The sequence below is a fragment of the Vibrio sp. AND4 genome (assembly GCF_000171815.1).
Taxonomy (GTDB): Bacteria; Pseudomonadota; Gammaproteobacteria; order Enterobacterales; family Vibrionaceae; genus Vibrio.
Window position 1 is genome coordinate 1 of sequence record NZ_ABGR01000002.1, and the last position, 22,028, is coordinate 22,028.

The following is a 22,028-nucleotide window of genomic DNA, read 5'->3' on the forward strand; positions in this document are numbered from 1 at the left end:
GCGCTATTCCTTATTGCTGCACTTGTGCTGGATGCACACACTGCTAAAACGGCACTTGATGGAATTAAACTGAAAATCATCAGCTCCTTCGACTGGCTGTTTATCATCTCTGGTAACATTTTCGTTATCTTCTGTCTCGCTTTGATCGTGTCACCAATGGGTAAGATTCGGCTTGGTGGCAGAGATGCCGTTGCCGATTACTCCTTCATGTCATGGTTAGCGATGCTGTTTGCAGCAGGAATGGGGATTGGCCTGATGTTCTGGAGCGTGGCAGAGCCAGTGGCCTACTTTACCGGTTGGTATGAAACGCCACTAGGTGTCGAAGCGAACACGCCAGAAGCTGCAAAACTTGCTCTGGGCGCGACGATGTTCCACTGGGGTTTACACCCGTGGGCTATTTATGGTGTCGTAGCACTTTCTCTTGCTTTCTTCACATACAACAAAGGCTTGCCACTATCGATGCGCTCGATCTTTTACCCATTATTGGGTGATCGCGCATGGGGTTGGGCTGGTCATGTTGTTGATATTCTGGCTGTCGTGGCGACGCTGTTTGGTCTAGCGACCTCTCTAGGTTTGGGTGCGCAGCAAGCCGCTAGTGGCATCCATCATGTCTTTGGTGTTGAGCCGGGGCTCGGACTGCAAATCGTAGTTATTACCGTGGTAACACTGCTTGCAGTGGTATCGGTAATCCGCGGTATTGATGGCGGTGTGAAGGTCATTAGTAATATCAACATGGTCATCGCTTTCCTGCTACTGATCCTTGTTACTTTGATAGGCTGGGCAGTGACCTTGGGTACAATTCCAACAACGCTGATGGCCTATCTAGAAAATCTAGTTCCGCTAAGCAACCCGTTTGGTCGTACCGATGAAGCATGGTTCCAGGGTTGGACGGTATTTTACTGGGCTTGGTGGATTTCCTGGTCACCATTTGTGGGTATGTTCATTGCTCGAGTGTCACGCGGTCGAACGGTTCGCGAGTTCCTTACCGCGGTACTGATTGTCCCAACAGTTGTTACATTGATTTGGATGTCGACGTTTGGTGGAATTGCGATCGATCAGGTGATTAACAATGTTGGTGAATTAGGTGCAAATGGTCTTACAGACGTTTCATTAGCGATGTTCCAGATGTTTGACGTTCTGCCATACGGTAATGTGCTATCTATAATCGCGGTGGTGTTGGTACTAGTATTTTTCATTACTTCATCGGACTCAGGGTCATTGGTTATCGATAGCATTACTGCTGGTGGTAAAGTGGATGCGCCGGTTCTTCAGCGTGTATTTTGGGCGTTTATGGAGGGGGCAATTGCGGTTGCGCTACTTTGGGTTGGCGGCTCTGAGGCTGTTCAAGCGCTGCAAGCCGGAGCGATTTCCACGGCACTGCCATTCACGTTTGTATTGCTTGCGATGTGTGTCAGCCTCTTGATGGGTATGCGAACAGAGCGGCCATAGGTTATCTGATTTATAAATATCGTTAGATGTTAATCTGAAAAAAGTCAGCGAGATGCTGGCTTTTTTTATGCGGAATATCTGACGCTCGCCAAAAATGTGGCGGGCTAAATTCTATATTTTACAACGATTTATAGCTCGATTTTGTGAGTTTCCTTCGTGATTGTTTTGTGAAACACGTGTAAGATTCATCCACCCAGTCTATTTCTTTAACTTCGAACTATAACTATGAAACTATCATTAAAGCAAAAGCTAATTGGCGCGAGTCTGTCTGCGGTTGTTGTGATGGCAACCGCACTCACTTGGTTGTCCGCTGATCAACTGTTTGATCAGACTCGCTCAGGTGTTTATTCACGAGCACAAAGTCTTAGCAATGCTGCCTCAGAAGGCATTTCCGATTGGATATCAATCCGCAAAGGGATTGCGATGGCTTTCAACGACTACTCAACTGAGCGAGACGTTGTCCCTTTTCTGCAACAAGCTCGTAAAGCGGGAGGCTTTGACGACGTTTTCCTTGGCACGCCAGAAGGTGATATGTATCGTTCTTATCCAGAACGTAACCGTGCAGACTATGATCCTCGTGCTCGCCCCTGGTATAAGGAAGCGAATGCTGCGGGTAAACAAATCATAACTGAAGCGTACCAAGACGCGATTACGAATGCATTATTGGTCACTATCGCTGAACCTGTGATGAGAAATGGTAAGTTCATTGGTGTTGTAGGTGCAGACGTACTCATTGATCAGCTTATTGATGATGTTATAAGTCTAGATGCCGGCGAAAATGCGTACGCAATGCTTATCGATATGAATGACGGTACTTTCCTAGCGCACCCAAATAAAGCGTTAGCGCTCGAACCTATCAGTGACTTTTCTCAGGCGCTTTCAAAAGATTTGATCGAACGAGCGGCTAATTCCGGTTCATTTGAAACCGCTACTATTAAAGGAAAAGAGAAGTTTTACTATTTTAGTAAAGTTCCGGGCACTAGCTGGATGTTCGCGATAGAAATGGATCGTGAAACTGAAGAAGCAAGTCATGCGAAATTACTAAGTGAAATGCTGATTACAGCAGTACTTATTACTATCGTTGTGATTTTCGCTGTATCTTGGTTGGTTGGTTTCTTGTTCCGTGATCTTGGCCGAGTGTCACACGCACTTGAAGAGATAGCTTCGGGTGAAGGTGATCTAACACAGCGCCTTGAGCCGCGCAGTGATGATGAAGTTGGCAAACTGGCCGAGAACTTTAATCGCTTTGTGGGCAACATGCACGCGATGGTCTGCAAATTGAGCGATGTTTCTGCCTCGTTATCAGAACAAGCGCGCACGACCGCGCAACAAGCGGAAGAGCGCAGTCAGCGTATCTCTTACCAGCAAGACGAGATTAATATGGTTGCGACTGCTGTTAATCAGATGGCTGCTGCAACGCAAGAAATTGCAGGAAACGCAGACAACACCGCTTCAAGCTCTGAAGAGGCAGTACAATCGTGTGTGCATGGCTCAGGGCAGGTCACTCAAACGCAAGGTTCTATCCAAAACCTAGCGCAAGAGGTGCAAGTTGCGACAAATGTAATTCAAGAATTGGAAGCGCACGGTAACGCAATTAATACTATCCTTTCAACCATCCAGGGTATTGCTGAGCAAACTAATCTTCTCGCACTAAACGCAGCGATTGAAGCCGCGCGTGCAGGTGAACAAGGTCGCGGTTTTGCCGTTGTAGCTGACGAAGTGCGTGTACTGAGCCAACGTACTCACGCATCAACGAAAGAGATTCAAGAAACGATTGAAATGCTGCAAGGCACGACAGCCAAAGCGGTAGGCATTATGGATGACAGTCGTCGTCTAGCGGATACTAGCGTCGAGGATGCAGACTCCGCAGCACAAAGCTTGACTCAAATTCACTCTTCGGTAGAACGTATCAGTGATATGGCGACGCAAATCGCTTCTGCTGCTGAAGAGCAAGCATCGGTTACCTCAGAGATCACCCGTAACACCGAGGGTATTCGTGATGTATCTAACGAGTTGTCTCTTGAAGCAAATCAAGCAGCAGAGCAAGCCGCACATCTTTCAGAGCTTTCTCATGAACTGGAACAAGAGATCAAACGCTTTAAACTGTAAATGACTTGAGTATGAAAAAAGGAGCCACTTGGCTCCTTTTTGTTCTTTAATATTCTCTATTCTCTATTCTCTATTCTCTAACTTATTGTCTACAACCACAAACTGCTTATAGGCTGCTCGGCGTTGTAGTGATGGGCGATTTGCGCCTGCAGTAATTCAGCGGTAGCAATAGCGTCAGTCAGGGCGTGGTGCGGCGTGTAATCAGGTAATCCGTATCGTCGACGAGATTGAGCCAAACGCAGTGATTGCGGCTTGTTGCCTTTTAGTTTGTTCCATATGCCCCCCGAGGTTTTTTGTTGGATATCTTCTTCAATTTTTAGTGTATCCAGTACAGGAAACTCAATGCCCTCGCCGAGACGAGTGAGGAGGGCTTGATCAAGAAACTCCCGTTCGATGCGGCGATAGTGTACGACGACAACCTTACCCGCTAGGCTCTCCAGTAATGGGCCAAGGATTTCATCCAAATCAGGCGCATCAACCAATTCGTTATGGGTAATACCATGAATGATGACGGACTCTTCATCGAGCTTTTCTTGTGGGCGAACTTTCCAGTGTCTTGCTTGGCGTAAGAAAATACGATTGAGACTAAAGGGCACCAATCCAATGGTAATAATGCCGTTTTTCTGTGGGTTTAACCCTGTCGTTTCAAAATCCAACGCAACAAACTCTACTTGGGAGAGTGGGGTGCTGGGAGTGGGTAATGCGTGACCATAAAAAGCAATCAAGCGTTTGTCCTTGGCCAGTTGCAACTTTTGCTGGAACTTCGTCGGCCATTGAATACTTGGTTTTTGAAATAATTTTTTTATCATGCCGAACCTCATTTAAACTTGTTGCTGGCTTGATAACGGAACTTCAAGAAGTTCTGACCGTTGCTGAGGATTTGGAATGCATCTTTTAGGTTGCGGCGTTCGAAGTCTGACAAGCTCTCAGGTTCGATGTTGTTGTCGGGCTCTATTCCTAACTCAACATCGATGGCCTGATGGCGGATACGTACCATAGATATGAATTCCATTGCGTCCTTAAGGTCTTGAGCACGGCCTTTTGGCAAAATACCCGCATCAATGATGTCATCAAGACGTTCAAATGAGTTTTGAGCACGTGAGCCTACCGCCAGAGAGTGAACACGAATCAAGTCCACCAGTGGTGCTGTGCCACGGCGTTTCAGATTGATTGAGTTCTTGTGTTGGCCGTCTTTCTCCATCACGAAGTCTTTAAAGAAACCCAGCGGGGGGGTTCGGTTCAACGCGTTGCGTGCCAAACACGCTAAGAACCGGTTGTTCTTACGAGCGCGACGAACAATGAAACTAGTCAGCTGTTCGGCCCACTTCAAGCGCCCATAAACACCATCTAAATCGAAGAAGATAGAAGCATTGAGTAGCGCTTTCGGATTTGGATCGTCGATCCAATCGGCGAAGCACTCTTCCCATTGTGAACGTGTCATGCGCCATAGTGGATTGGTTGCCATTATGTCACCAGTACAATACTTATACCCACATACGTTTAAGCCATCGCTAACGTATTGCGCGAGAGCTTCAAAGTATTGGCCGTGCCGTTCTTCTTTATAGGTATCGTCGAGGATGATGGCGTTATCTTGGTCGGTAACCAGAAGTTGCTCATCACGCCCCATAGAGCCCAATGCAAGATAGCAGTATGGAATAGGCGGCGGGCCTAATTCTTCTTCTGCCATTTCGAGTAACCGTTGCTTAAAGCTTCGGCCAATGACAGACATTGCACTACCGACCATGTGAGAATTCGCATCTTCGTTAACCAAACGCACGAAGCTACTTTTTACTTCATCCGCAACTATCGCCAAGTCTTCAATGGTTTGTTGTTGGAAGATGCTACTTACCAATAGCAATGAGTTCTGCGATTCGTAGCGAACAATGTCTGTCGCTTCTATGACCCCAATCGGCATTTGGTCTTTTACTACTGGTAAGTGGTGCACGTTGGAACGAAGCATGGTCAGCATGGCTTCATAGACGTACGCGTTATGGTCGAGAGAAATAACTTCCGTTGTCATGACCGTCGATACTTCATCTTGGGGAGATAAGCCTTCCGCTAAGACTCGGGTGCATAAATCACGATCGGTAATGATCCCGACGACTGGCGATTGGGGATCGTCTTCATCTAGCACGAAGTCAGGCTCGACAATCAACAACGAAGACACGTTATCTTGGGCCATAAGTTGAGCGGCTTCTTGAATCGACTGGTCGCGCCCGATTGTTGCAGCATCACGTGTCAAGAGTGTTTTTACTTTAGAAGTGGTCAGATCGTTCGCATCATTATTGTCAGACACTACTTGGCGCAGACGTGCGCTATTTTCAACTTCCACAAAGTCAGCAAACGAGTCGTAATTATCGTAAAGCTCTAGGAAAATATCTTGCGGAATACAGTAGATCAGAGAGTCTTCGATCGCCTTTACGGGGAACCGAACTTTGTTACTGGTCAACAGACCCATCTGACCGAAAAGATCACCTTCGTCTAGGCGATTGTATAGCTCACCTTTACGTCGATAAACCTCAACAACACCGCTTCTTACCATGTACAACTCGTCAATTTGGTCGCCCAAGTGGATAATTGGGGTGTCTTGGCGGAAATAAGAAATTTCGATATTCTCGGTCACTTTGGTGAGCGTTTCTTCCGGAAGCTCGTCGAATGGGGGATACTTGGCGAGAAAATTATAGATCTCGAGAAGTTCTGCTTCCATAAAGGTGCCTTTTTGTTTGCAAGAGATAGGGTAATCTTAACTTAGATTTGAAACAGATTCTTATCGGATCACTGTTTTTCGTACGTAATGATAATATTCAGACAGGTTGCACGGCAGTTCGTCATTTTTTCGGCTACGCTTTCATCAAGATATTGAACTAAATCAACACAATGGGCGCATTGATTAGAGTTTTGTATACCACTCAGGGAAGGAATTAGAATGGTAAGATTATTATTAGCTGTACCTTTTTTGGCACTATCCGCAATGAGCGTTGCCTCAGAATCAAAACAAGTAGAGAAATTTGGCTACGAGCACATCAATTTAGACGTCGGTGCTGGCACCACAAATGAAGAATGGCTGGATAATTCTAACGCGACCACGTTGGGCTTAGGTGGCAACTATATGTTCACCGACAATTGGATACTAAATGCCGATTATTCCGCACAGTTTTTTCATCCTGATAATTTTACTTTACGCATCGACCGTTTATTGTTTGGTGTTGGCTACCGTTACGGTATCAACGACCAGTTCGATGTGTATGGTATTTATGGACTTGGGGCGGTTAAAGCCAAAGCTAAAGATGATAACACCGACCAAACGCTCTCATCAGATGACGAGTTTATTCAAGGTGTGACGCTCGGAGCCAATTACTTATTCAGTGAAAAGTTGATGGCAACGGCAGAAGTTCACGTAAATCGCAGTGATATCGTTGATGAGAACAACTACAAGATCGCGTTTAACTATCAATGGCACCGTGTGATTGGTACAGGGCTTTACTATCAGTTTCGTGACACCGATTATCAAAGCCGAGAATCCGATCATATTAACGAAGTGGGCATCAACTTTAAGTTCGTTTATTAAGCCTCGTGACCCCACGTTGCTTGAATTAGCACGGTTCGGATAAAACAGAAGTACGAAAAAGGTCAGCAATTGCTGACCTTTTTTATTCCGATTTGCTTGAATGAGAGGGGCGATTATAGAACTGCGGCGATGCCGTTACACAAAGGATCCATATTTGACTTCGTCATGCCCGCGACACTGATACGGCCAGAACCAACAATGTAAATACCGAACTCTTCTTTCAGACGGTTTACTTGCTGTTTAGACAAACCGGAGAACGAGAACATGCCGTTTTGGCGCTCAATGAAGCTAAAGTCTGCGTCTACGCCTTTTTCTTTAAGAGTCGTGACAAATAGTTCACGCATTTCTTGGATGCGATCTCGCATCTCTGCTACTTCTGTTTCCCACTCTTCGCGCAGTGCTTTGTCGCCAAGAATGTGAGTGACAACCGCACTGCCGTGAGCGGGTGGGTTAGAGTAAATAGAACGGATGATGGCTTTCACTTGTGAAAATGCCGTTGCTGCCACTTCTTGTGATTCTGCGACCAAAGTAAATGCGCCAACACGCTCGTTGTACAGGCGAAGTTCTTAGAAAAAGAGCTCGCAACTAGAGCTCATTGTTGTATTTTGCGAAAGTACGAAGACCTGCTGCATCTTCTTCTACGCCTTTCGCAAAACCTTGGTATGCAAAGTCGAATAGAGGAAGCAGTTTCTTATCAGCAACCAGTTTAGCCAGTGTTTCCCATTCTTCCGCTGTTGGGTCAATACCTGTTGGATTGTGGCAGCAGCCGTGCAGCAAAACAACGTCACCCTCTGAAGCTGATTGTAGATCAGCCAGCATTGCGTCGAAGTCTTTGTCTTTGGTTTCTGCGTTATAGTAGCCGTACTGAGCCGTTTCAATACCTGCGGCAGTAAATACGCCATTGTGGTTGGCCCAAGTTGGGTTACTGATCCATACTTTTACATCGCCAAGCTGGCGTTTGATGAACTCACCAGCAACACGCAGTGCTCCGGTGCCACCCGGAGCTTGTGCTGTTTTAGCTCGTTTACTAGCAACAATTTCAGCATCGTCACCGAAAAGCAGTTTTTGCACAGCAAGCCCGTATTCTGCGGTGCCTTCGATGGTTAGGTAAGATTTGGTTTTTTCAGTTTCAATCAGCGCAGCTTCTGCTTTTTTAACGGTTGCCAGAACAGGTGTTTCACCTTGTTCATTCTTGTAAATACCAACACCAAGGTTAATTTTCTCAGCACGAGTATCTTTTTTAAACTCTTCAGTGAGTCCAAGAATAGGGTCGGCCGGAGCGGCAACTACTTTTTCAAACATAATCTTCATCCATGTTAATCGAAGGGGTCTGAGGACATTTATACCTGTCAGCAATATTCGTTACAACAGTTAGCAAGCAGAAAACTTAAAAAAATTTTGATTTGATTCAGAAAACCCAAATATTGAAGGGTTTTCATATAAAAAACCTCCTCAAACCGTGCTTTTAGGGCGAGATGATTAGCCGAGTGGCGATGTTTTGTTCATTGTTGTTCATGATGGGTGATGCATGAGAAACATAGCATGCCTTTGGTGGTACTATCGGTATCTCCTGCATTGATTCGAGTTTTCAAACACTACAGAGCACTTACGTAAGTAATCGCTAATCGGGGAATATCAGGCGCTGCGTTCACTCATCCGCATGTATTTGCACGAACTGGAGGTTATGAAGCCTTGTCGAGGGTGATTGCTGGCATGACGTGAAAATGTCTTCGGTGATTCAACTGCTTATGACGCCGCCCAGTTGGTTGAGCCCCTCCATCGTAATAAGTCGTGTATGAATGTAAAAAAAGCCTCGATAGTGTGAGGCTTAGTTGCAACGATAGGCGGTAAAACTTTCGCTGAGCTTACTTTTTCAGACTGATCTCCGACTCAACGGCATTCGTTTCGATATCCGGGTTAGAGGAGAATTTACTCGTCGCCCAATCGTTCACATGCTTTAAGATCGCCGTTAGTGCGTGTTTTTCAGTCGGCGCTTCAGCAGATTCGACTTCTAGTTTTTGCTTGGGGTGTGACCCTGTTGCATCTTCAGCAACGTGCAGCCAATCAGGGTGCCAGTAATAAGGTTGACCTGAAGGTGTGCTCCATGCGTGAACGCCATTCGTTTCGCCCTTGTATTGGATATCGTTTTCGTTGTACTTAGTCATTTTTATTGTCTCTCATCGTCACGAGTGGAAGTATGCATCTCCATTACCCTATAAATGTAACAGATGTTATTGTAATTAATGTGATGGATATCATCTTATCTTTTTGATAAATAATCCATTTTGTTGCTCATCTCTTATTCAAATAGATTTATTGGTTTTACAGCACAATAACCATCAGATGAGTCGCTATTAAACGCACCTTATTGTTTATTTAGGTGTTTGATGATTGCAGCCTTTGCATGAGACTCAGTGGGCTTTTCTCCATCTGGTACTTCCAGATCAGCTTTTGGGTGAACGCCTAGCGCGTCTTCAGCAATATGAAGCCAATCAGGGTGCCAGTAATAAGGATTATTACCCTGTGGGTGATCCCAGCTGTGAACCCCTTGGTGTATACCTCGATAGGAGAGGTCATCCATCGTAAACATTTTCATCATCTGCTCCTGCAAAAAATTCATGTCTTTGAAAGTATGAAACATAAATTACCATTTCGTAACAACAATTGTTATCGACAACGTTGACGGATTACCTTTAGAGTTTGATAACTGTGACATCGGTATATCGGCGTGAAGTATGCTAAGGTTCGCTCGGTAGGAACGTAACGAGGGATACATGAACCGATACCGCCAATTGGCTGAGCTGTTTAAAACTCAGATCAAGCAAAATACATGGAGAGCAGGAGAGAAACTGCCATCCGTTCGTGTAACGAGTCGCAGCCATTCGGTCAGTACAGGGACGGTACAGCAAGCTTATCAATTGCTAGAGGCCCAAGGGTGGCTGACGGCAAAACCGCAATCAGGGTATTTTGTTACCGCTGAGCTCGAACGGTTGGACGTTTCAATGTCAGAAAGTCAGCCGCAGCGAGCGTCGGTCAATGATGGGTTGTATGATTTTCTTAAGCATCAAGCGTTACCTGAGGTGACAAAGCTTGGATCTGCTTTCCCCGATCCGACGTTATTCCCGTTAGATGCCTTAAACCGTAACCTTGCGAGTGCTGGGCGAAAAATGGCCCCAGATTCATTGCTGGCCAATCTTCCGCCTGGCAGTGAATCACTTCGCCGCTTGATTGCACAACGCTACATTCAGCAGGGCATGAGTTTAACTCACGACGATATTGTGATCACCTCTGGGGCGTTGGAGGCTCTTAATCTTAGTCTACAAGCGGTCACCGAACCTGGTGATACCGTAGTCGTAGAGTCACCGACTTTCTACGGTGCGTTGCAAGCTATTGAGCGATTGGGGTTGAATGCGATAGAGGTTGCCGTGGATGCGCAGGATGGTCACTCGTTAGAGCAATTAGCAGATGTGTTTGAACGTCACAATATCAAAGCTTGCTGGTTGATGACCAATTTTCATAATCCAACCGGAACCTCTCTCTCTGCACAGAAAAAACAGCGTGTTGTCGAACTCGCGAACCAACACGATGTCTACGTGATAGAGGATGATGTGTATGCGGAACTGTACTTTTCCGAGAATAAGCCAGTGTCACTAAAAAGTTTTGATACGCAAGATCGTGTGTTGCACTGCGGCTCGTTATCGAAAAGTCTTTGTCCCGGTTATCGCTTAGGTTGGGTTATCAATAAGCGCTTTAATGAAGTAATCCAAAAGCACCAATTGATATCGACTCTGTCAGGCAGCGCACCCATCCAGCAGGGGATAGCGCATTACCTTCAAAATGACAGTTACGATAGCCATCTAAGAAAGCTGCGCAAGACGCTGCAACAACGCCAACAACGATTTGTTGAACTTCTTGAGCAGTACCTTCCAGCGCAAGTTGATTTTTATTTACCACGGGGTGGATATTTTCTTTGGTTAGCACTGCCCGAAGGTACCAGTAGTAAAATGCTCTATCAGGCGTTACTCGCAGAGCAGGTAACCATCGCTCATGGTCAGTTATTCTCTTTGGATGCACGGTTTGACCATTTTCTGCGACTCAATACCTCTTTCGCGATTGATGAAAACGTTGAGAAGGCCATCCAAACATTGAGTGAGTTACTTCACTAATGAAACTGTTCGATCGTTTTTCAGCCCAACTGTATCAGAGAAGTTTAAAGAGGCTGTGTTTCACTCTTCCATAATCAGCGATAAGGAGAGGTAACATGAAAAAGCAGTTAGTAAAACACGAATTGAGGCTGATTGCCGTTGCCATATTCAGCGCATTTTTACTCGTATTTGCGCATCTTATTTTGGCGAAGTCGTTCTCTCATATGGCGTGGACAGAGTACACTGCTGCCGTTATTCCTTTTATTATGTTTGGATTGTGCATATTGGGTGTTAAGTACGCCGTCCACGCAGACAAAGATGAGGGGAACGAGCCATAAAAGTCATTATTAAAATTTGGAAAAAGTGAATGAAGAATTCAATCTTGCTTATATTACCCTTGTTCATGTTTGGTTGTGCGACTCACCAAGTTGTTGAGCCTAAATCTGTCACTCTGATTTACGATCAATCTAAACTGACAGCCGAGATCCAAGCCGATGATAATTTTGCGGCTTATGTGGATAATGATAAAGAGCGTATTGATTTATCGGGGACGGTGAGGAATCTGCATCCTGATTACCTGTTAGATGTAGAGGTGATTAAAGCAAGCAAGATTCGTCACGCTACAAACCAGATTAGTACTTCAATGTTAATTAAGCAGGAAGACCTAGAAAAGCCAATTTTTATTGGTGGTGACTATCAATATACAGCCGTTGTAAACGAGGATAACAAAGTTAAGTCAACCGAATCAGTAAGCATGATGAGCGTGAAGCTGAACCAATAATGACCAAGTTTGACCAATAGATCTTAGGTCAAACCAATCGTTACGAGGTTAGCCCAATAGTTTCTAAGTCAAACCAATAGTTACGAAGTTAGCTTAAAGTTACGAAGTTAGCTTAATCAGCTCTAAGTCAGATCAACAACCAAAAGGGTCGAGACAAAAGCGGTGCATTCGTTTCCTGTGCTCATCACGAGAAATTAAAAGACCTCCACAAGGGAGGTCTTTTTGATTCGATATCACCAGAGGCTCGATAAAGGCTCTGAGATTTATTTAGAAGTTCGCTGAGCGAGGAGTTCGTGGGAATGGGATAACGTCGCGTACGTTGCCCATGCCTGTTACGTAAGATACTAGACGTTCGAAACCAAGACCAAAGCCTGCGTGCGGCACAGTACCGTAACGACGTAGGTCGCGGTACCAGTTCATGTGCTCAGGGTCGATACCCACTTCACGCATACGCTCGTCTAAAACATCCAGACGTTCTTCACGTTGAGAACCACCGATGATTTCACCGATGCCTGGTGCCAGTACGTCCATTGCCGCAACTGTCTTACCATCATCATTGGCACGCATGTAGAACGCTTTGATGTCTTTCGGGTAGTTCTTCACGATCACTGGCGCCTTGAAGTGTTCTTCTGCAAGGAAACGCTCGTGCTCAGAAGACATATCGATACCCCATTCAACAGGGAATTCGAATTCACGACCAGAATCAATAAGGATCTGTATCGCATCCGTGTAGTCTACTTGAGCAAAGTCAGAAGAAACGAACTGCTCTAGGCGAGTGATGGCTTCTTTGTCGATTCGCTGAGCAAAGAATTCTAGATCATCACGACACTCTGCTAGCACTGCTTTGAATACAAACTTAAGCATGTCTTCAGACAGTTTAGCGATATCTTCAAGATCGGCGAAAGCGACTTCAGGTTCAACCATCCAGAATTCTGCTAAGTGACGACTCGTGTTTGAGTTCTCAGCACGGAAAGTCGGGCCAAAGGTGTAAACTTTGCTTAGTGCACAAGCGTAAGCTTCACCGTTAAGCTGACCAGATACGGTTAGAAACGTCTCTTTACCAAAGAAGTCTTCGTTGTAGTCTACTTTGCCTTCTTCTGTGCGAGGCAGGTTTTCCATGTCTAGCGTAGAAACGCGGAACATTTCACCCGCACCTTCGGCATCAGAAGCCGTGATCAGTGGTGCTGATACCCAGAAGTAACCTTGCTCGTGATAGAAGCGGTGGATCGCTTGTGATAGACAGTTACGTACACGTGCTACCGCACCAATGACGTTTGTACGTGGGCGTAGGTGCGCGACTTCACGCAGGTACTCGATGGAGTGACGAGTTTTTGCCATCGGGTATGTGTCAGCATCTTCAACCCAGCCAACCACTTTAACGTCAGTTGCAGCGAGCTCAAAGTCTTGACCTTTCGCAGGAGATTCAACAATCTTACCCGTTACTTCAACAGAGCAGCCAGTTGTCAGCTTAAGAACTTCGTCGTCGTAATTATTAAGATTATTAGGGACCACGGCCTGGATAGGGTCGAAACAAGAGCCGTCATAAATGGCAAGGAAAGAGATTCCAGCTTTGGAATCACGACGTGAACGGATCCAGCCACGGACAGTTACTTCACTGTCTACTGCTAGCTGACCTTTCAAAACGTCTGATACAGGCGCGTAAGTCATGTTTTCAATATTCTCCGTTGAGGTAAAAATTCAACTCAGCATCCGATATCGCTTGTATTTACTGGTTTTGTTCAAAAAACAAGCGAAGCGTTGAGTTGGATAGAATTTTTTAGTTTCAAGAAAGCATATTACCTGTCAAATCGTCAGCTTCAACCTTTATATTCATTTTGCAGCAGAGATTTTTACTATTTCCCATTTCTGTATCCCGATGATTGGGGCTATTGTTTAACTAAGGACGTTCAACGTTCACAAAGAAACGCTAAATCTCCGGCGTGTTGTGAAGTTTGTCAGATACCAAACGTGTGCAATAGTTGGTGATGACTTTGCCTCGTCGTCCCTTGACTACTCTATTGATAAAGGTTGTCATCAAAGGTTGAATTCCTTAATATTGCGTGTCTTTTTAAAGCCTGAGAATCAAGATGAAAACAGAATTATACAAAGAGTTTATGTTCGAAGCGGCACACCATTTGCCACATGTGCCAGAAGGTCACAAGTGTGGGCGCTTACACGGACACTCTTTCCTTGTTCGTCTTTATGTAGAAGGTGAGGTTGATCCACATACGGGCTGGGTTGTCGATTTTGCTCAGATCAAAGCGGCATTCAAACCTATTTATAATCGTTTAGACCACTACTATTTGAATGATATTGAAGGTCTAGAAAACCCGACGAGTGAAGTATTAGCAAAATGGATTTGGCAACAACTTAAGCCAAGTTTACCTCTACTAAGCAAAGTAGAGATAAAAGAGACCTGCACGGCAGGCTGTATCTACAAAGGCGAGTGATTTCGCTCTGTCCCCGGATATGAGAAAGGTGAGCCGAACGGCTTGCCTTTTTTATTTCTCTAAAGTGCCACAGTTCCAATGTGAGTCACGGTTAATAACCAATACCGTTTCTTATTGCGAATTGGACTAAATCCGCATGGTTATCGAGTTCTAACATATCCAGCAGTCGATACTTGTGTGATTCTATCGTCCGAGGGCTTAGGTTGAGTGCTGTGGCAATTTCTTTGGTCGATAGACCTTTTGCTAATAAGCCTAACACGTCACATTGACGGTGACTTAAACGCAACATGCGATGGTTTTCTTGGTCTGTTTTCATGCCTGGGCGATGAAGGCTGCGATGCAACTTTGAATGTTGCCAAAATGACAACCACATATGGGAGATAAAGGTCATCTGCTCTATCTGATTTTCCGTCAATGCGTAGCCGTCACACCCGAATAAAGTGAAGGATAAGCCTCCCCAGCGTTGCCCAAACTGAGTTAATGGAATGGTGTAGTGGAAACAAGCGCCTTGCATAGAGAGCATACGTAATATGACAACATTGCTTGTAGCTAGCGCTTGTTTGTCAAAGATTTGAATTCTTTTCGAGTTGCCAATGAGTTGCAAATAACGTTCAGCATTATCTACACCTACCTGAGAAGCAGTGATGAGTTTGTGTGGTGGGCGCGCGACAGACAAGGTTTTTCCCTGATTAAAAAATAACATGGAGTTTGGAAAGATCGTCATCCGGTCGATATCAAACCAATCCATTGCCTCCAGCATGAATTGTTCAAGGTGACGTTGGCATTCATCTGCATGAGAGGTTGTTAACTTATTCGCCTGACGCATCACGAGCGCTTCAAAACTGGCTTCCGTTGTTTTACCTATGTCGCTGCCCATAAAATCTAGCTCATCTCATTATTTTTATAAATGCAGTATTTTTACTCTACATCCTGTTCATTTCATTCTGCAGAATAGCATTCACACAAACTGGGAATTTGTGGAATAACATACACAATATTCATCCGATCTCAAGGAATTATTAAGCGCATTGGTGCATATTGTTCTCAGTGTGGATATCAGCTTTTAGTTACCGTCAAAGTAAATGGCAGGGAAGCCCGACTTGTTGGGCACTATTCGGAGAAATTTTGAATGAAAATGATGAAACTGCGTTACCGCGCAGGCTCATACAGTATGTGGGTTGAAGTCGTGGTATCAACATTTGTTGCTAAAGCATTAGCAATGGAGTACGCAAGCTACGGTTGGCAAGCGGAAGTGTTGGAAGTATGACAGAGTAAAGACGTATGACACAGTAGATAGGTAGGCTGAAGAGTCCTGCCTATTTTTTTAAGAAGTCAATCCACTCAGCGCGTGACACACGGCTGGTGCTTGCCCATTTTCTTCATCAATTTTATGAGAATAACCTGGCGTAGGAACAAAAAAGCTCGAGGATAGGCTCGAGCTTTTCGACTGAGAGAAGGGGGATTAGCAAATAACTTTAATTGCTAGGCCGCCTTGAGACGTCTCACGGTATTTCGCGTTCATGTCCTTGCCCGTCTCTAGCATGGTTTCGATAACCTTATCCAGAGACACGGTAGGAGCAGAAGAGCGACGTAGAGCCATGCGGGTAGAGTTGATTGCTTTTACTGCGGCAATACCGTTACGCTCAATACATGGCACCTGAACCTGACCTGCGACCGGATCACAGGTTAAGCCTAGGTTATGCTCCATTGCGATTTCTGCTGCCATACATACTTGCTCTGGGCTACCACCCATAAGTTCAGCAAGACCTGCAGCCGCCATAGAACAGGCTACGCCCACTTCACCCTGACAGCCAACTTCAGCACCTGAGATAGATGCATTACGCTTGTAAAGACCACCTATTGCGCCAGAAGCCGCAAAGTAACGCATGTAATCCTTTTCAGTCACGGTTTGAATAAACTTATCGTAGTACGCTAATACAGCAGGAATGATGCCACACGCGCCGTTTGTCGGTGCTGTCACAACGCGACCACCCGCTGCGTTTTCTTCGTTTACCGCGAAAGCGAACATATTTACCCAATCAACCACTGACATAGGATCATTGGTGGTCTTTTCAGAAGTGAGCAGTTGTTGGCGAAGTGCTGCGGCACGACGAGGGACGCGCAGTGGACCCGGTAAAATACCTTCTTCATTCATGCCGCGATCCATACACTCGCGCATCGTGCGCCAGATGTTCGCGAAGTAGGTACGCGTTTCTTCATCAGAGTGCAGAGATTGCTCGTTTTTCATCACAAGCGCACTGATAGAAAGACCGCTCTCTTTACACTGGTTAACCAGCTCTTCAGCCTTTGTGTATTCGTAAGGAACCTTGATTGGGTTCTCAATCTCTTTGCCGAAATTCTCTTCATCAACAATGAAGCCGCCGCCAATAGAGTAGTAAGTTTTTGAGTACACTTTTTCGTCTTCGATCCATGCGTGGATCTGCATGCCGTTTTCGTGTAGCTCAAGGTTGGTCGTATGAAAATTCATACCACCGTCTTTCGGGAACGATACTGTGTGACAGTGCATGCCAACAGGTAGGCGCTCAGTTTCTTCTACGCGAGCGATAAAGCCCGGAATAGAGTCGATATCTACTTTCTCAGGGGTGTTGCCAGCAAGACCCATGATGATTGCGATATCGGTATGGTGACCTTTCCCTGTCAGTGATAGTGAACCATAAACGTCAACGGTGATTTTAGTGATGTCGCGCAATTTTCCCATTGAGCGTAAATCATCAATAAATTCCTTACCCGCTTTCATTGGGCCTACAGTGTGTGAGCTTGAAGGACCAACGCCGATCTTATAGATATCAAAAACACTAATCATATCGATTACCTCAGAATAAAGCCTCCCAAGGGGAGTTGGGAGGCTTTTTATTATCGTTATATTTTTGGATTAATCACGTCTTAAAACAGAGCGGTGATTAAAGAGCGCCGTAGATTACAGAACTAATTGCTGCAAGACCACAGATTGCTGTGAAAATCTGTACAGGTGCTGAAGTTTTGTACTTAGCCATTGCTGGTACTTTCTGCATAGCGAATACAGGCATCAAGAATAGGATAGCCGCAATCATTGGTGCACCCATAGTTTCAATCATGCCCAAGATACTTGGGTTAACGATAGCGACAACCCAAGTCGTTACAACGATGAAGATAAGAGACACTTTCTCGATCATGCTCTTAGGCGATTTAGAGCGAGATTTGATCAAACCCACCAGACCTTCGTGAGCACCTAGAAAGTGGCCGAAGTAACTAGAGGTGATTGCAGCGAATGCAACAAGAGGGCCCATGTAAGAGATAAGCGCAGAATCGTGGACGTTCGCAAGGTAAGAAAGTACAGAGATGTTTTGTTCTTGCGCTGTTGCTAGTTGCTCTGGAGATAGAGAAAGTACCACAGAGAATACGAAGAACATGACAAAACCCATTAGCATCATCGCAGCGCCGCCAGTGATAGTGTCGGTTTTTTTAACTGCGTCATCACCGTATACACGACGTTGTTCTTTAGAAAACTGAGAGATGATAGGGCTGTGGTTGAATGAGAATACGATGATTGGAATCGCTAGCCAAACAATTGAAGGCATTTCGCCCCAGTTTGGGGTTACTTCCATCATTGACGTATTCCAACCAGGAATAAGGAAAAAAGACAGTGCTAATAGGATGAATACAAGCGGGTAAACCATCGCTGATGTTGCTTTGAGCATGAGGTCTTTACCAAATACAACACCTGCAGTCATTGAAGCGATTAACGCACCAGAGAGTAGCCAGCGAGGGATAGATTCCATACCCATTTGGTTAACAAGGAAAGAGTCAACTGTGTTTGTGATACCAACACCGTAGATAAGTACGATCGGGTAGATAGCGAAGAAGTAGGCAAAAGTAATAAGGTTTGCGCCAGTCTTACCGAAATGTTCTTCTACTGTGTCAGTGATGTCCGCGTCAGGGTTTTTCGCGGAAAGGACGAAACGAGCCAGAGATTTGTGTGCAAACCAAGTCATTGGTGCTGCGATCAAAGCTAAAATAACTAATGGCCAGAAACCGCCAGCACCCGCTTTAATTGGAAGAAATAGTACACCAGCACCCACGGCTGTGCCGAAGAGAGACAAACACCAGGTGAAGTCTTTGTAAGAAAACTTACTAGACGATTTTGCGGATGAAACCGCAGAAGTAGTTGTATTCATTTTTGAGTTACTCATTTGGGAACAGGTAATAAGTCGGGGCGATTTTGCAAGATTTTGCATTATCGAAATTAGATCTTAATCATATATTGCCCCTGCCTATCGAATGATATGCCAAAAATCAGCTTTTTATCACGAAAATGGCGTGCTACACGTGATTATTGTTAATGCTTGGGATTAGAAAAAGTTATTTAACGCGTTGTTTGCATAAAATTGTCTCATGGCAAGCGTTTGCTTTTGGGGTTTAAACTAAACTAATGTGAAAGACGGTTTAAAAAATAACTTTTTAGTAATGCGGATGCGCATGATATTCGACTTTTTTCTAGGTCAGTTCTGATAGATTGATTACCTAGGAATGACGTGTTTTTGCACAGACTCGATAATTTGAGCGGTCATACCCCAAATAAAATGCTGCTGATAGGGGATGGCAAACACACGGTGGTGAGTGTTTCTAAGCTTAAATTTTGTGCTGTAAAGCTTGTCTGGGTTCAAAATATGATTGGCAGGGACTTCGAATACAGAGGCGACTTCATTCGGGTCAATACGAGTTTTATAATCAGCAGAAACGAAAGCTAAAAAAGGCGTCACATTAAATTGACTAATGGTTGGCAGCTTAGGTAACTGACCAAACACCTTTATATACTTTTCATCAAGTCCAATTTCCTCTTCAGCCTCTCGAAGTGCCGTGTTCACGAGAGAGCAATCATGTGTTTCGTATTTCCCTCCGGGGAAGCTAATCTGCCCCGGATGATGACGTAAATGGTCGGCTCTTTTGGTCAAAATTACCTGCATTCCTTCTTTTCTCTCTACAAAGCCAATCAATACCGCGGCATCACGGAGTGAGGTGCCTTTCAAATGTGCTAGCCGACCCAACGACTCATGGTGATAGCCTGTTGGTAAATGGAACTGAAAGTTTTGTAGTAATGCAGATTTACTGATAACCAAATTGATGTCCTTAAGCAGTCAGCTGACGAGTAGATTCGTATTATATTAATTTGAAACTTATAGCTTTATACACCATTCTTTATTTTCCGGTGTTATTAATAAGGTTAGCTGAATACGATGAAAGGGGTAATTTTCACGGAGTTCATGGATCTAGTTGAAGAAAAATTTGGTCTTGAGGTTCTCGATCAAACTTTGGAACTGTCCAACGACGAAGGCATCTACACTTCGGTTGGTAGCTACGATCACCGCGACCTAGTAAAGTTAATTGTTAATCTTAGCAAAGTAACCGAGATTCCCCCAGAGACGCTTCAAGAAGTTTTTGGGGAGTGTGTCTTCAAAAATCTACTCAATTCCGTCTCGGATCATGCCAGCTTGCGGCGGTGTGTAACCACATTCCAATTCGTGCGTCATGTTGAAGATTTCATTCACGTGGAAGTGAAAAAACTTTACCCTGATGCGACTCCTCCGCAGTTTGACTTTATCAGCGAGACCGAATCGGAAATGGTGTTCGATTATAAAAGTGCGCGCTGTATGGCTCATGTATGCTTAGGGCTCATCCGGGGTTGTGCAAATCACTTTGGCGAGTCGATTGTGGTTAAACATCAAAACCAATCTAAAGATGGAAGCCAAGTACGTTTTTGGTTGGAGGCTAAATAAAGTAGTATGTCAGGCAGTTCTTCGCTAGAAAGGAAACTCAAACGAGAAATTGCGTCGCGCAAAGCGGCTGAATTGCTGCTTGAGCAAAAGAGTTCAGAGTTGTATGAAGCGAATCAGCAATTGAGTGTGGCGTTAAAGAAACTTGAAATGAAGTCAGAAAAAGATCTGCGCAAATTCGAGTTCGAGGAGCAGATTGATGCCACCTTAATTAAGTTCGGGCGCACGTTTCTTTCGAGTACCTTCGGTGAAAACATGATTACTAGCTTCTTGGAGCAACTGACGCTCAATTCGGTCGTTTCAGGCGCTTATCTTTACTTGGCCCCTGAAAATGTGTCGCCATTACGTAATCATCAATTTGGCCATCTTCACTTGGCAAGTGATCGCCCCATACAGGCCAAGCCGCATTGGAGCAAAAACCGCCTTTATCTGCCAATTATCATAGGGTCAACAACGTTTGGTGAATTGATCTTTTCACTTGAACTCGATCAAGTTGAACAAGAGTTTATTTTTAAACAAATGGTGTTAGTTTCCGACTTGGTACATGGCGTGATCAGTCGCCACTCAAGCTTGCAACGCGAAGTGAAACTGCGTAAACGCGCAGAAGCGTCTGAGAAAGCAACCAAAGAATTTGTCGCCATGATTAATCATGAGTTACGAACGCCGCTTAACGGTGTACTCGGAAGTGCAGACTTACTCGACAAAACGGCACTTGATGGTGAACAACAGCAATACCTGTCTAATTTAACTCACTCAGGCGATCTTCTTCGCGTCATCATCAATGATTTACTCGATTTCAGTAAGATGAACGCGGGCATGATGGAAATTATAAATAAAGTGTTCGCATGGAAAGATCTAGAGAATGCACTAACCGGTGTGTTTGCCGCGAAAGCGGCGGAAAAGCGGATTCATTTCTCCATCGACAAAAAGCTGGGTATTCCTGAGTTCCTAATCGGTGATTTTGAGCGTATCACACAGATATTGGTCAATTTGATTGGCAACGCAATTAAGTTTACCAATTTGGGTGGGGTCGTACTCCGCGTGGAATGGCAAAATGGATACGCAAACTTTGAAGTGGAAGATACGGGTATCGGCATTCCATTGGGAGCACAAAAAGCCTTGTTCGATCCTTTTGTTCAGGCCGACCGCTCTACCAAGCGTAGCTTTGAAGGTTCGGGTTTGGGCTTGGCGATCTGTAAGAACTTGGTTGACTTGATGGAAGGTGAAATCAGCTTTGTCAGTGAACCCCGTAAAGGCACTATATTCAAACTTAGGATCCCTCTCAAGCAAGGGGAGGCGGAGGGTAGTGTATCTGGCAGTGTCTATGACGGACAGCATATTGAACTTGCGGGTCGTTCTATATTGGTGGTGGATGATATTCATATTAACCAAGTAATCGTCACTCAGATGCTGAAAAAGCTGGATGTTACACCTGTTTTAAAAGGCAATGGCCTAGAAGCGATCGACTCGGTTAAAGAAACAGAGTATGAACTGATATTTATGGATTGTCGGATGCCAGAGATGGATGGTTATGAAGCGACGATGCACTTACGAGAACATGGTTTTGCCAAGCCGATCATCGCGATTACCGCTGGGACAACCCTTGAAGAACGACAAAAGTGCATTGAATCCGGCATGGATGATATTCTCACCAAGCCATACACCGCTGCCGACATTGAGCTTATAATGCGTAAGTGGCTTGATAACGAATAATGAACAATTTACGGCGGCGCATAAATAAAGCTCTGCGATACC

Annotated in this window: 19 protein-coding genes and 1 pseudogene; 10 read left to right on the plus strand and 10 right to left on the minus strand. The window is 44.9% G+C overall.

The features are described from left to right. Both AND4_RS02785 and AND4_RS02790 read left to right on the plus strand, forming a co-directional pair. Positions 1 to 1,449 (plus strand): BCCT family transporter (locus tag AND4_RS02785; protein WP_009841378.1); only part of this gene is annotated, 1,449 nt, incomplete at its 5' end. A 225-nt stretch (positions 1,450 to 1,674) separates the two neighbouring features. Continuing rightward, positions 1,675 to 3,558, plus strand: coding sequence for a methyl-accepting chemotaxis protein (locus AND4_RS02790; protein WP_009841379.1), 1,884 nt, complete (start codon positions 1,675 to 1,677; stop codon positions 3,556 to 3,558). An 89-nt stretch (positions 3,559 to 3,647) separates the two neighbouring features. Here the strand turns inward: AND4_RS02790 and AND4_RS02795 are convergent, their stop codons facing one another. After that, entirely contained in the window at positions 3,648 to 4,367 is a 720-nt protein-coding gene (locus AND4_RS02795; RefSeq protein WP_009841380.1) for a 3'-5' exonuclease, read from the minus strand. 8 nt (positions 4,368 to 4,375) lie between these two features. Continuing rightward, positions 4,376 to 6,265, minus strand: coding sequence for a DUF294 nucleotidyltransferase-like domain-containing protein (locus tag AND4_RS02800; protein WP_009841381.1), 1,890 nt, complete (start codon positions 6,263 to 6,265; stop codon positions 4,376 to 4,378). Positions 6,266 to 6,484: 219 nt separating this feature from the next. Between AND4_RS02800 and AND4_RS02805 the strand changes: the two genes are divergently transcribed. Beyond that, positions 6,485 to 7,126 carry a porin family protein gene (locus AND4_RS02805; RefSeq protein ID WP_009841382.1) on the plus strand — a complete coding sequence of 214 codons (642 nt, stop codon included), beginning with the start codon at positions 6,485 to 6,487 and terminating at the stop codon, positions 7,124 to 7,126. A 113-nt stretch (positions 7,127 to 7,239) separates the two neighbouring features. Here AND4_RS02805 and AND4_RS02810 read toward each other — a convergent pair. From AND4_RS02810 to AND4_RS02820, 3 genes and pseudogenes are all read right to left on the minus strand, one after another. Further along, positions 7,240 to 8,428, minus strand: a pseudogene (locus AND4_RS02810) (amino acid aminotransferase). A gap of 563 nt (positions 8,429 to 8,991) precedes the next feature. Beyond that, on the minus strand, positions 8,992 to 9,291 hold the full coding sequence (locus AND4_RS02815; protein WP_009841385.1) for a hypothetical protein: 300 nt from the start codon (positions 9,289 to 9,291) through the stop codon (positions 8,992 to 8,994). A gap of 200 nt (positions 9,292 to 9,491) precedes the next feature. Continuing rightward, on the minus strand, positions 9,492 to 9,722 hold the full coding sequence (locus AND4_RS02820) for a hypothetical protein (protein WP_043991466.1): 231 nt from the start codon (positions 9,720 to 9,722) through the stop codon (positions 9,492 to 9,494). A 178-nt stretch (positions 9,723 to 9,900) separates the two neighbouring features. Between AND4_RS02820 and AND4_RS02825 the strand changes: the two genes are divergently transcribed. From AND4_RS02825 to AND4_RS02835, 3 genes are all read left to right on the plus strand, one after another. Continuing rightward, positions 9,901 to 11,292: a PLP-dependent aminotransferase family protein gene (locus AND4_RS02825; RefSeq protein WP_009841387.1), complete on the plus strand. Its 1,392-nt coding sequence runs from the start codon at positions 9,901 to 9,903 to the stop codon at positions 11,290 to 11,292. A 95-nt stretch (positions 11,293 to 11,387) separates the two neighbouring features. After that, entirely contained in the window at positions 11,388 to 11,609 is a 222-nt protein-coding gene (locus tag AND4_RS02830; protein WP_009841388.1) for a hypothetical protein, read from the plus strand. Between the two features lie 29 nt (positions 11,610 to 11,638). After that, positions 11,639 to 12,052, plus strand: coding sequence for a hypothetical protein (locus tag AND4_RS02835; RefSeq protein ID WP_009841389.1), 414 nt, complete (start codon positions 11,639 to 11,641; stop codon positions 12,050 to 12,052). 267 nt (positions 12,053 to 12,319) lie between these two features. Here AND4_RS02835 and asnS read toward each other — a convergent pair whose 3' ends face one another. Continuing rightward, a complete protein-coding gene (asnS, locus tag AND4_RS02840) occupies positions 12,320 to 13,720 on the minus strand; it encodes an asparagine--tRNA ligase (RefSeq protein WP_009841390.1) in 1,401 nt (466 codons plus the stop codon). Between the two features lie 419 nt (positions 13,721 to 14,139). Between asnS and queD the strand changes: the two genes are divergently transcribed. Next, positions 14,140 to 14,502: a 6-carboxytetrahydropterin synthase QueD gene (gene queD, locus AND4_RS02845; RefSeq protein WP_009841391.1), complete on the plus strand. Its 363-nt coding sequence runs from the start codon at positions 14,140 to 14,142 to the stop codon at positions 14,500 to 14,502. A 91-nt stretch (positions 14,503 to 14,593) separates the two neighbouring features. Here queD and AND4_RS02850 read toward each other — a convergent pair whose 3' ends face one another. After that, complete coding sequence (locus AND4_RS02850; protein WP_009841392.1) at positions 14,594 to 15,379, minus strand: LuxR C-terminal-related transcriptional regulator; 786 nt, start codon at positions 15,377 to 15,379, stop codon at positions 14,594 to 14,596. A 252-nt stretch (positions 15,380 to 15,631) separates the two neighbouring features. On the opposite strand from AND4_RS02850, the gene AND4_RS20215 reads away from it, so the two are divergent. Continuing rightward, complete coding sequence (locus tag AND4_RS20215; protein WP_009841393.1) at positions 15,632 to 15,769, plus strand: hypothetical protein; 138 nt, start codon at positions 15,632 to 15,634, stop codon at positions 15,767 to 15,769. Positions 15,770 to 15,964: 195 nt separating this feature from the next. On the opposite strand, the gene AND4_RS02855 is transcribed toward AND4_RS20215, so the two are convergent. The 3 genes from AND4_RS02855 to AND4_RS02865 all read right to left on the minus strand — a co-directional run bounded on the left by AND4_RS02855 (position 15,965) and on the right by AND4_RS02865 (position 19,619). After that, positions 15,965 to 17,326, minus strand: a complete 1,362-nt coding sequence (locus AND4_RS02855) for an L-serine ammonia-lyase (protein WP_009841394.1) — start codon at positions 17,324 to 17,326, stop codon at positions 15,965 to 15,967. Positions 17,327 to 17,423: 97 nt separating this feature from the next. Continuing rightward, positions 17,424 to 18,677 (minus strand): aromatic amino acid transport family protein, encoded by a 1,254-nt coding sequence (locus tag AND4_RS02860; RefSeq protein WP_009841395.1) that lies wholly within the window; start codon positions 18,675 to 18,677, stop codon positions 17,424 to 17,426. 342 nt (positions 18,678 to 19,019) lie between these two features. Beyond that, positions 19,020 to 19,619 carry a CoA pyrophosphatase gene (locus tag AND4_RS02865; protein ID WP_009841396.1) on the minus strand — a complete coding sequence of 200 codons (600 nt, stop codon included), beginning with the start codon at positions 19,617 to 19,619 and terminating at the stop codon, positions 19,020 to 19,022. 117 nt (positions 19,620 to 19,736) lie between these two features. On the opposite strand from AND4_RS02865, the gene AND4_RS02870 reads away from it, so the two are divergent. Further along, complete coding sequence (locus AND4_RS02870) at positions 19,737 to 20,276, plus strand: heme NO-binding domain-containing protein (RefSeq protein WP_009841397.1); 540 nt, start codon at positions 19,737 to 19,739, stop codon at positions 20,274 to 20,276. A gap of 6 nt (positions 20,277 to 20,282) precedes the next feature. Continuing rightward, on the plus strand, positions 20,283 to 21,986 hold the full coding sequence (locus AND4_RS02875) for an ATP-binding protein (RefSeq protein WP_009841398.1): 1,704 nt from the start codon (positions 20,283 to 20,285) through the stop codon (positions 21,984 to 21,986). Positions 21,987 to 22,028: the final 42 nt, after the last annotated feature.

Excerpts from the sequence above, each read along its gene's own strand:
- AND4_RS02790 (WP_009841379.1), top strand. The coding sequence starts at position 1,675 with ATGAAACTATCATTAAAGCAAAAGCTAATTGGCGCGAGTCTGTCTGCG.
- AND4_RS20215 (WP_009841393.1), top strand. The coding sequence starts at position 15,632 with ATGAAAATGATGAAACTGCGTTACCGCGCAGGCTCATACAGTATGTGG.
- AND4_RS02855 (WP_009841394.1), bottom strand. The coding sequence starts at position 17,326 with ATGATTAGTGTTTTTGATATCTATAAGATCGGCGTTGGTCCTTCAAGC.
- AND4_RS02800 (WP_009841381.1), bottom strand. The coding sequence starts at position 6,265 with ATGGAAGCAGAACTTCTCGAGATCTATAATTTTCTCGCCAAGTATCCC.
- AND4_RS02825 (WP_009841387.1), top strand. The coding sequence starts at position 9,901 with ATGAACCGATACCGCCAATTGGCTGAGCTGTTTAAAACTCAGATCAAG.
- AND4_RS02815 (WP_009841385.1), bottom strand. The coding sequence starts at position 9,291 with ATGACTAAGTACAACGAAAACGATATCCAATACAAGGGCGAAACGAAT.
- asnS (WP_009841390.1), bottom strand. The coding sequence starts at position 13,720 with ATGACTTACGCGCCTGTATCAGACGTTTTGAAAGGTCAGCTAGCAGTA.
- AND4_RS02795 (WP_009841380.1), bottom strand. The coding sequence starts at position 4,367 with ATGATAAAAAAATTATTTCAAAAACCAAGTATTCAATGGCCGACGAAG.
- AND4_RS02850 (WP_009841392.1), bottom strand. The coding sequence starts at position 15,379 with ATGGGCAGCGACATAGGTAAAACAACGGAAGCCAGTTTTGAAGCGCTC.
- AND4_RS02835 (WP_009841389.1), top strand. The coding sequence starts at position 11,639 with ATGAAGAATTCAATCTTGCTTATATTACCCTTGTTCATGTTTGGTTGT.
- AND4_RS02820 (WP_043991466.1), bottom strand. The coding sequence starts at position 9,722 with ATGAAAATGTTTACGATGGATGACCTCTCCTATCGAGGTATACACCAA.
- AND4_RS02830 (WP_009841388.1), top strand. The coding sequence starts at position 11,388 with ATGAAAAAGCAGTTAGTAAAACACGAATTGAGGCTGATTGCCGTTGCC.
- AND4_RS02875 (WP_009841398.1), top strand. The coding sequence starts at position 20,283 with ATGTCAGGCAGTTCTTCGCTAGAAAGGAAACTCAAACGAGAAATTGCG.
- AND4_RS02870 (WP_009841397.1), top strand. The coding sequence starts at position 19,737 with ATGAAAGGGGTAATTTTCACGGAGTTCATGGATCTAGTTGAAGAAAAA.
- AND4_RS02860 (WP_009841395.1), bottom strand. The coding sequence starts at position 18,677 with ATGAATACAACTACTTCTGCGGTTTCATCCGCAAAATCGTCTAGTAAG.
- queD (WP_009841391.1), top strand. The coding sequence starts at position 14,140 with ATGAAAACAGAATTATACAAAGAGTTTATGTTCGAAGCGGCACACCAT.
- AND4_RS02805 (WP_009841382.1), top strand. The coding sequence starts at position 6,485 with ATGGTAAGATTATTATTAGCTGTACCTTTTTTGGCACTATCCGCAATG.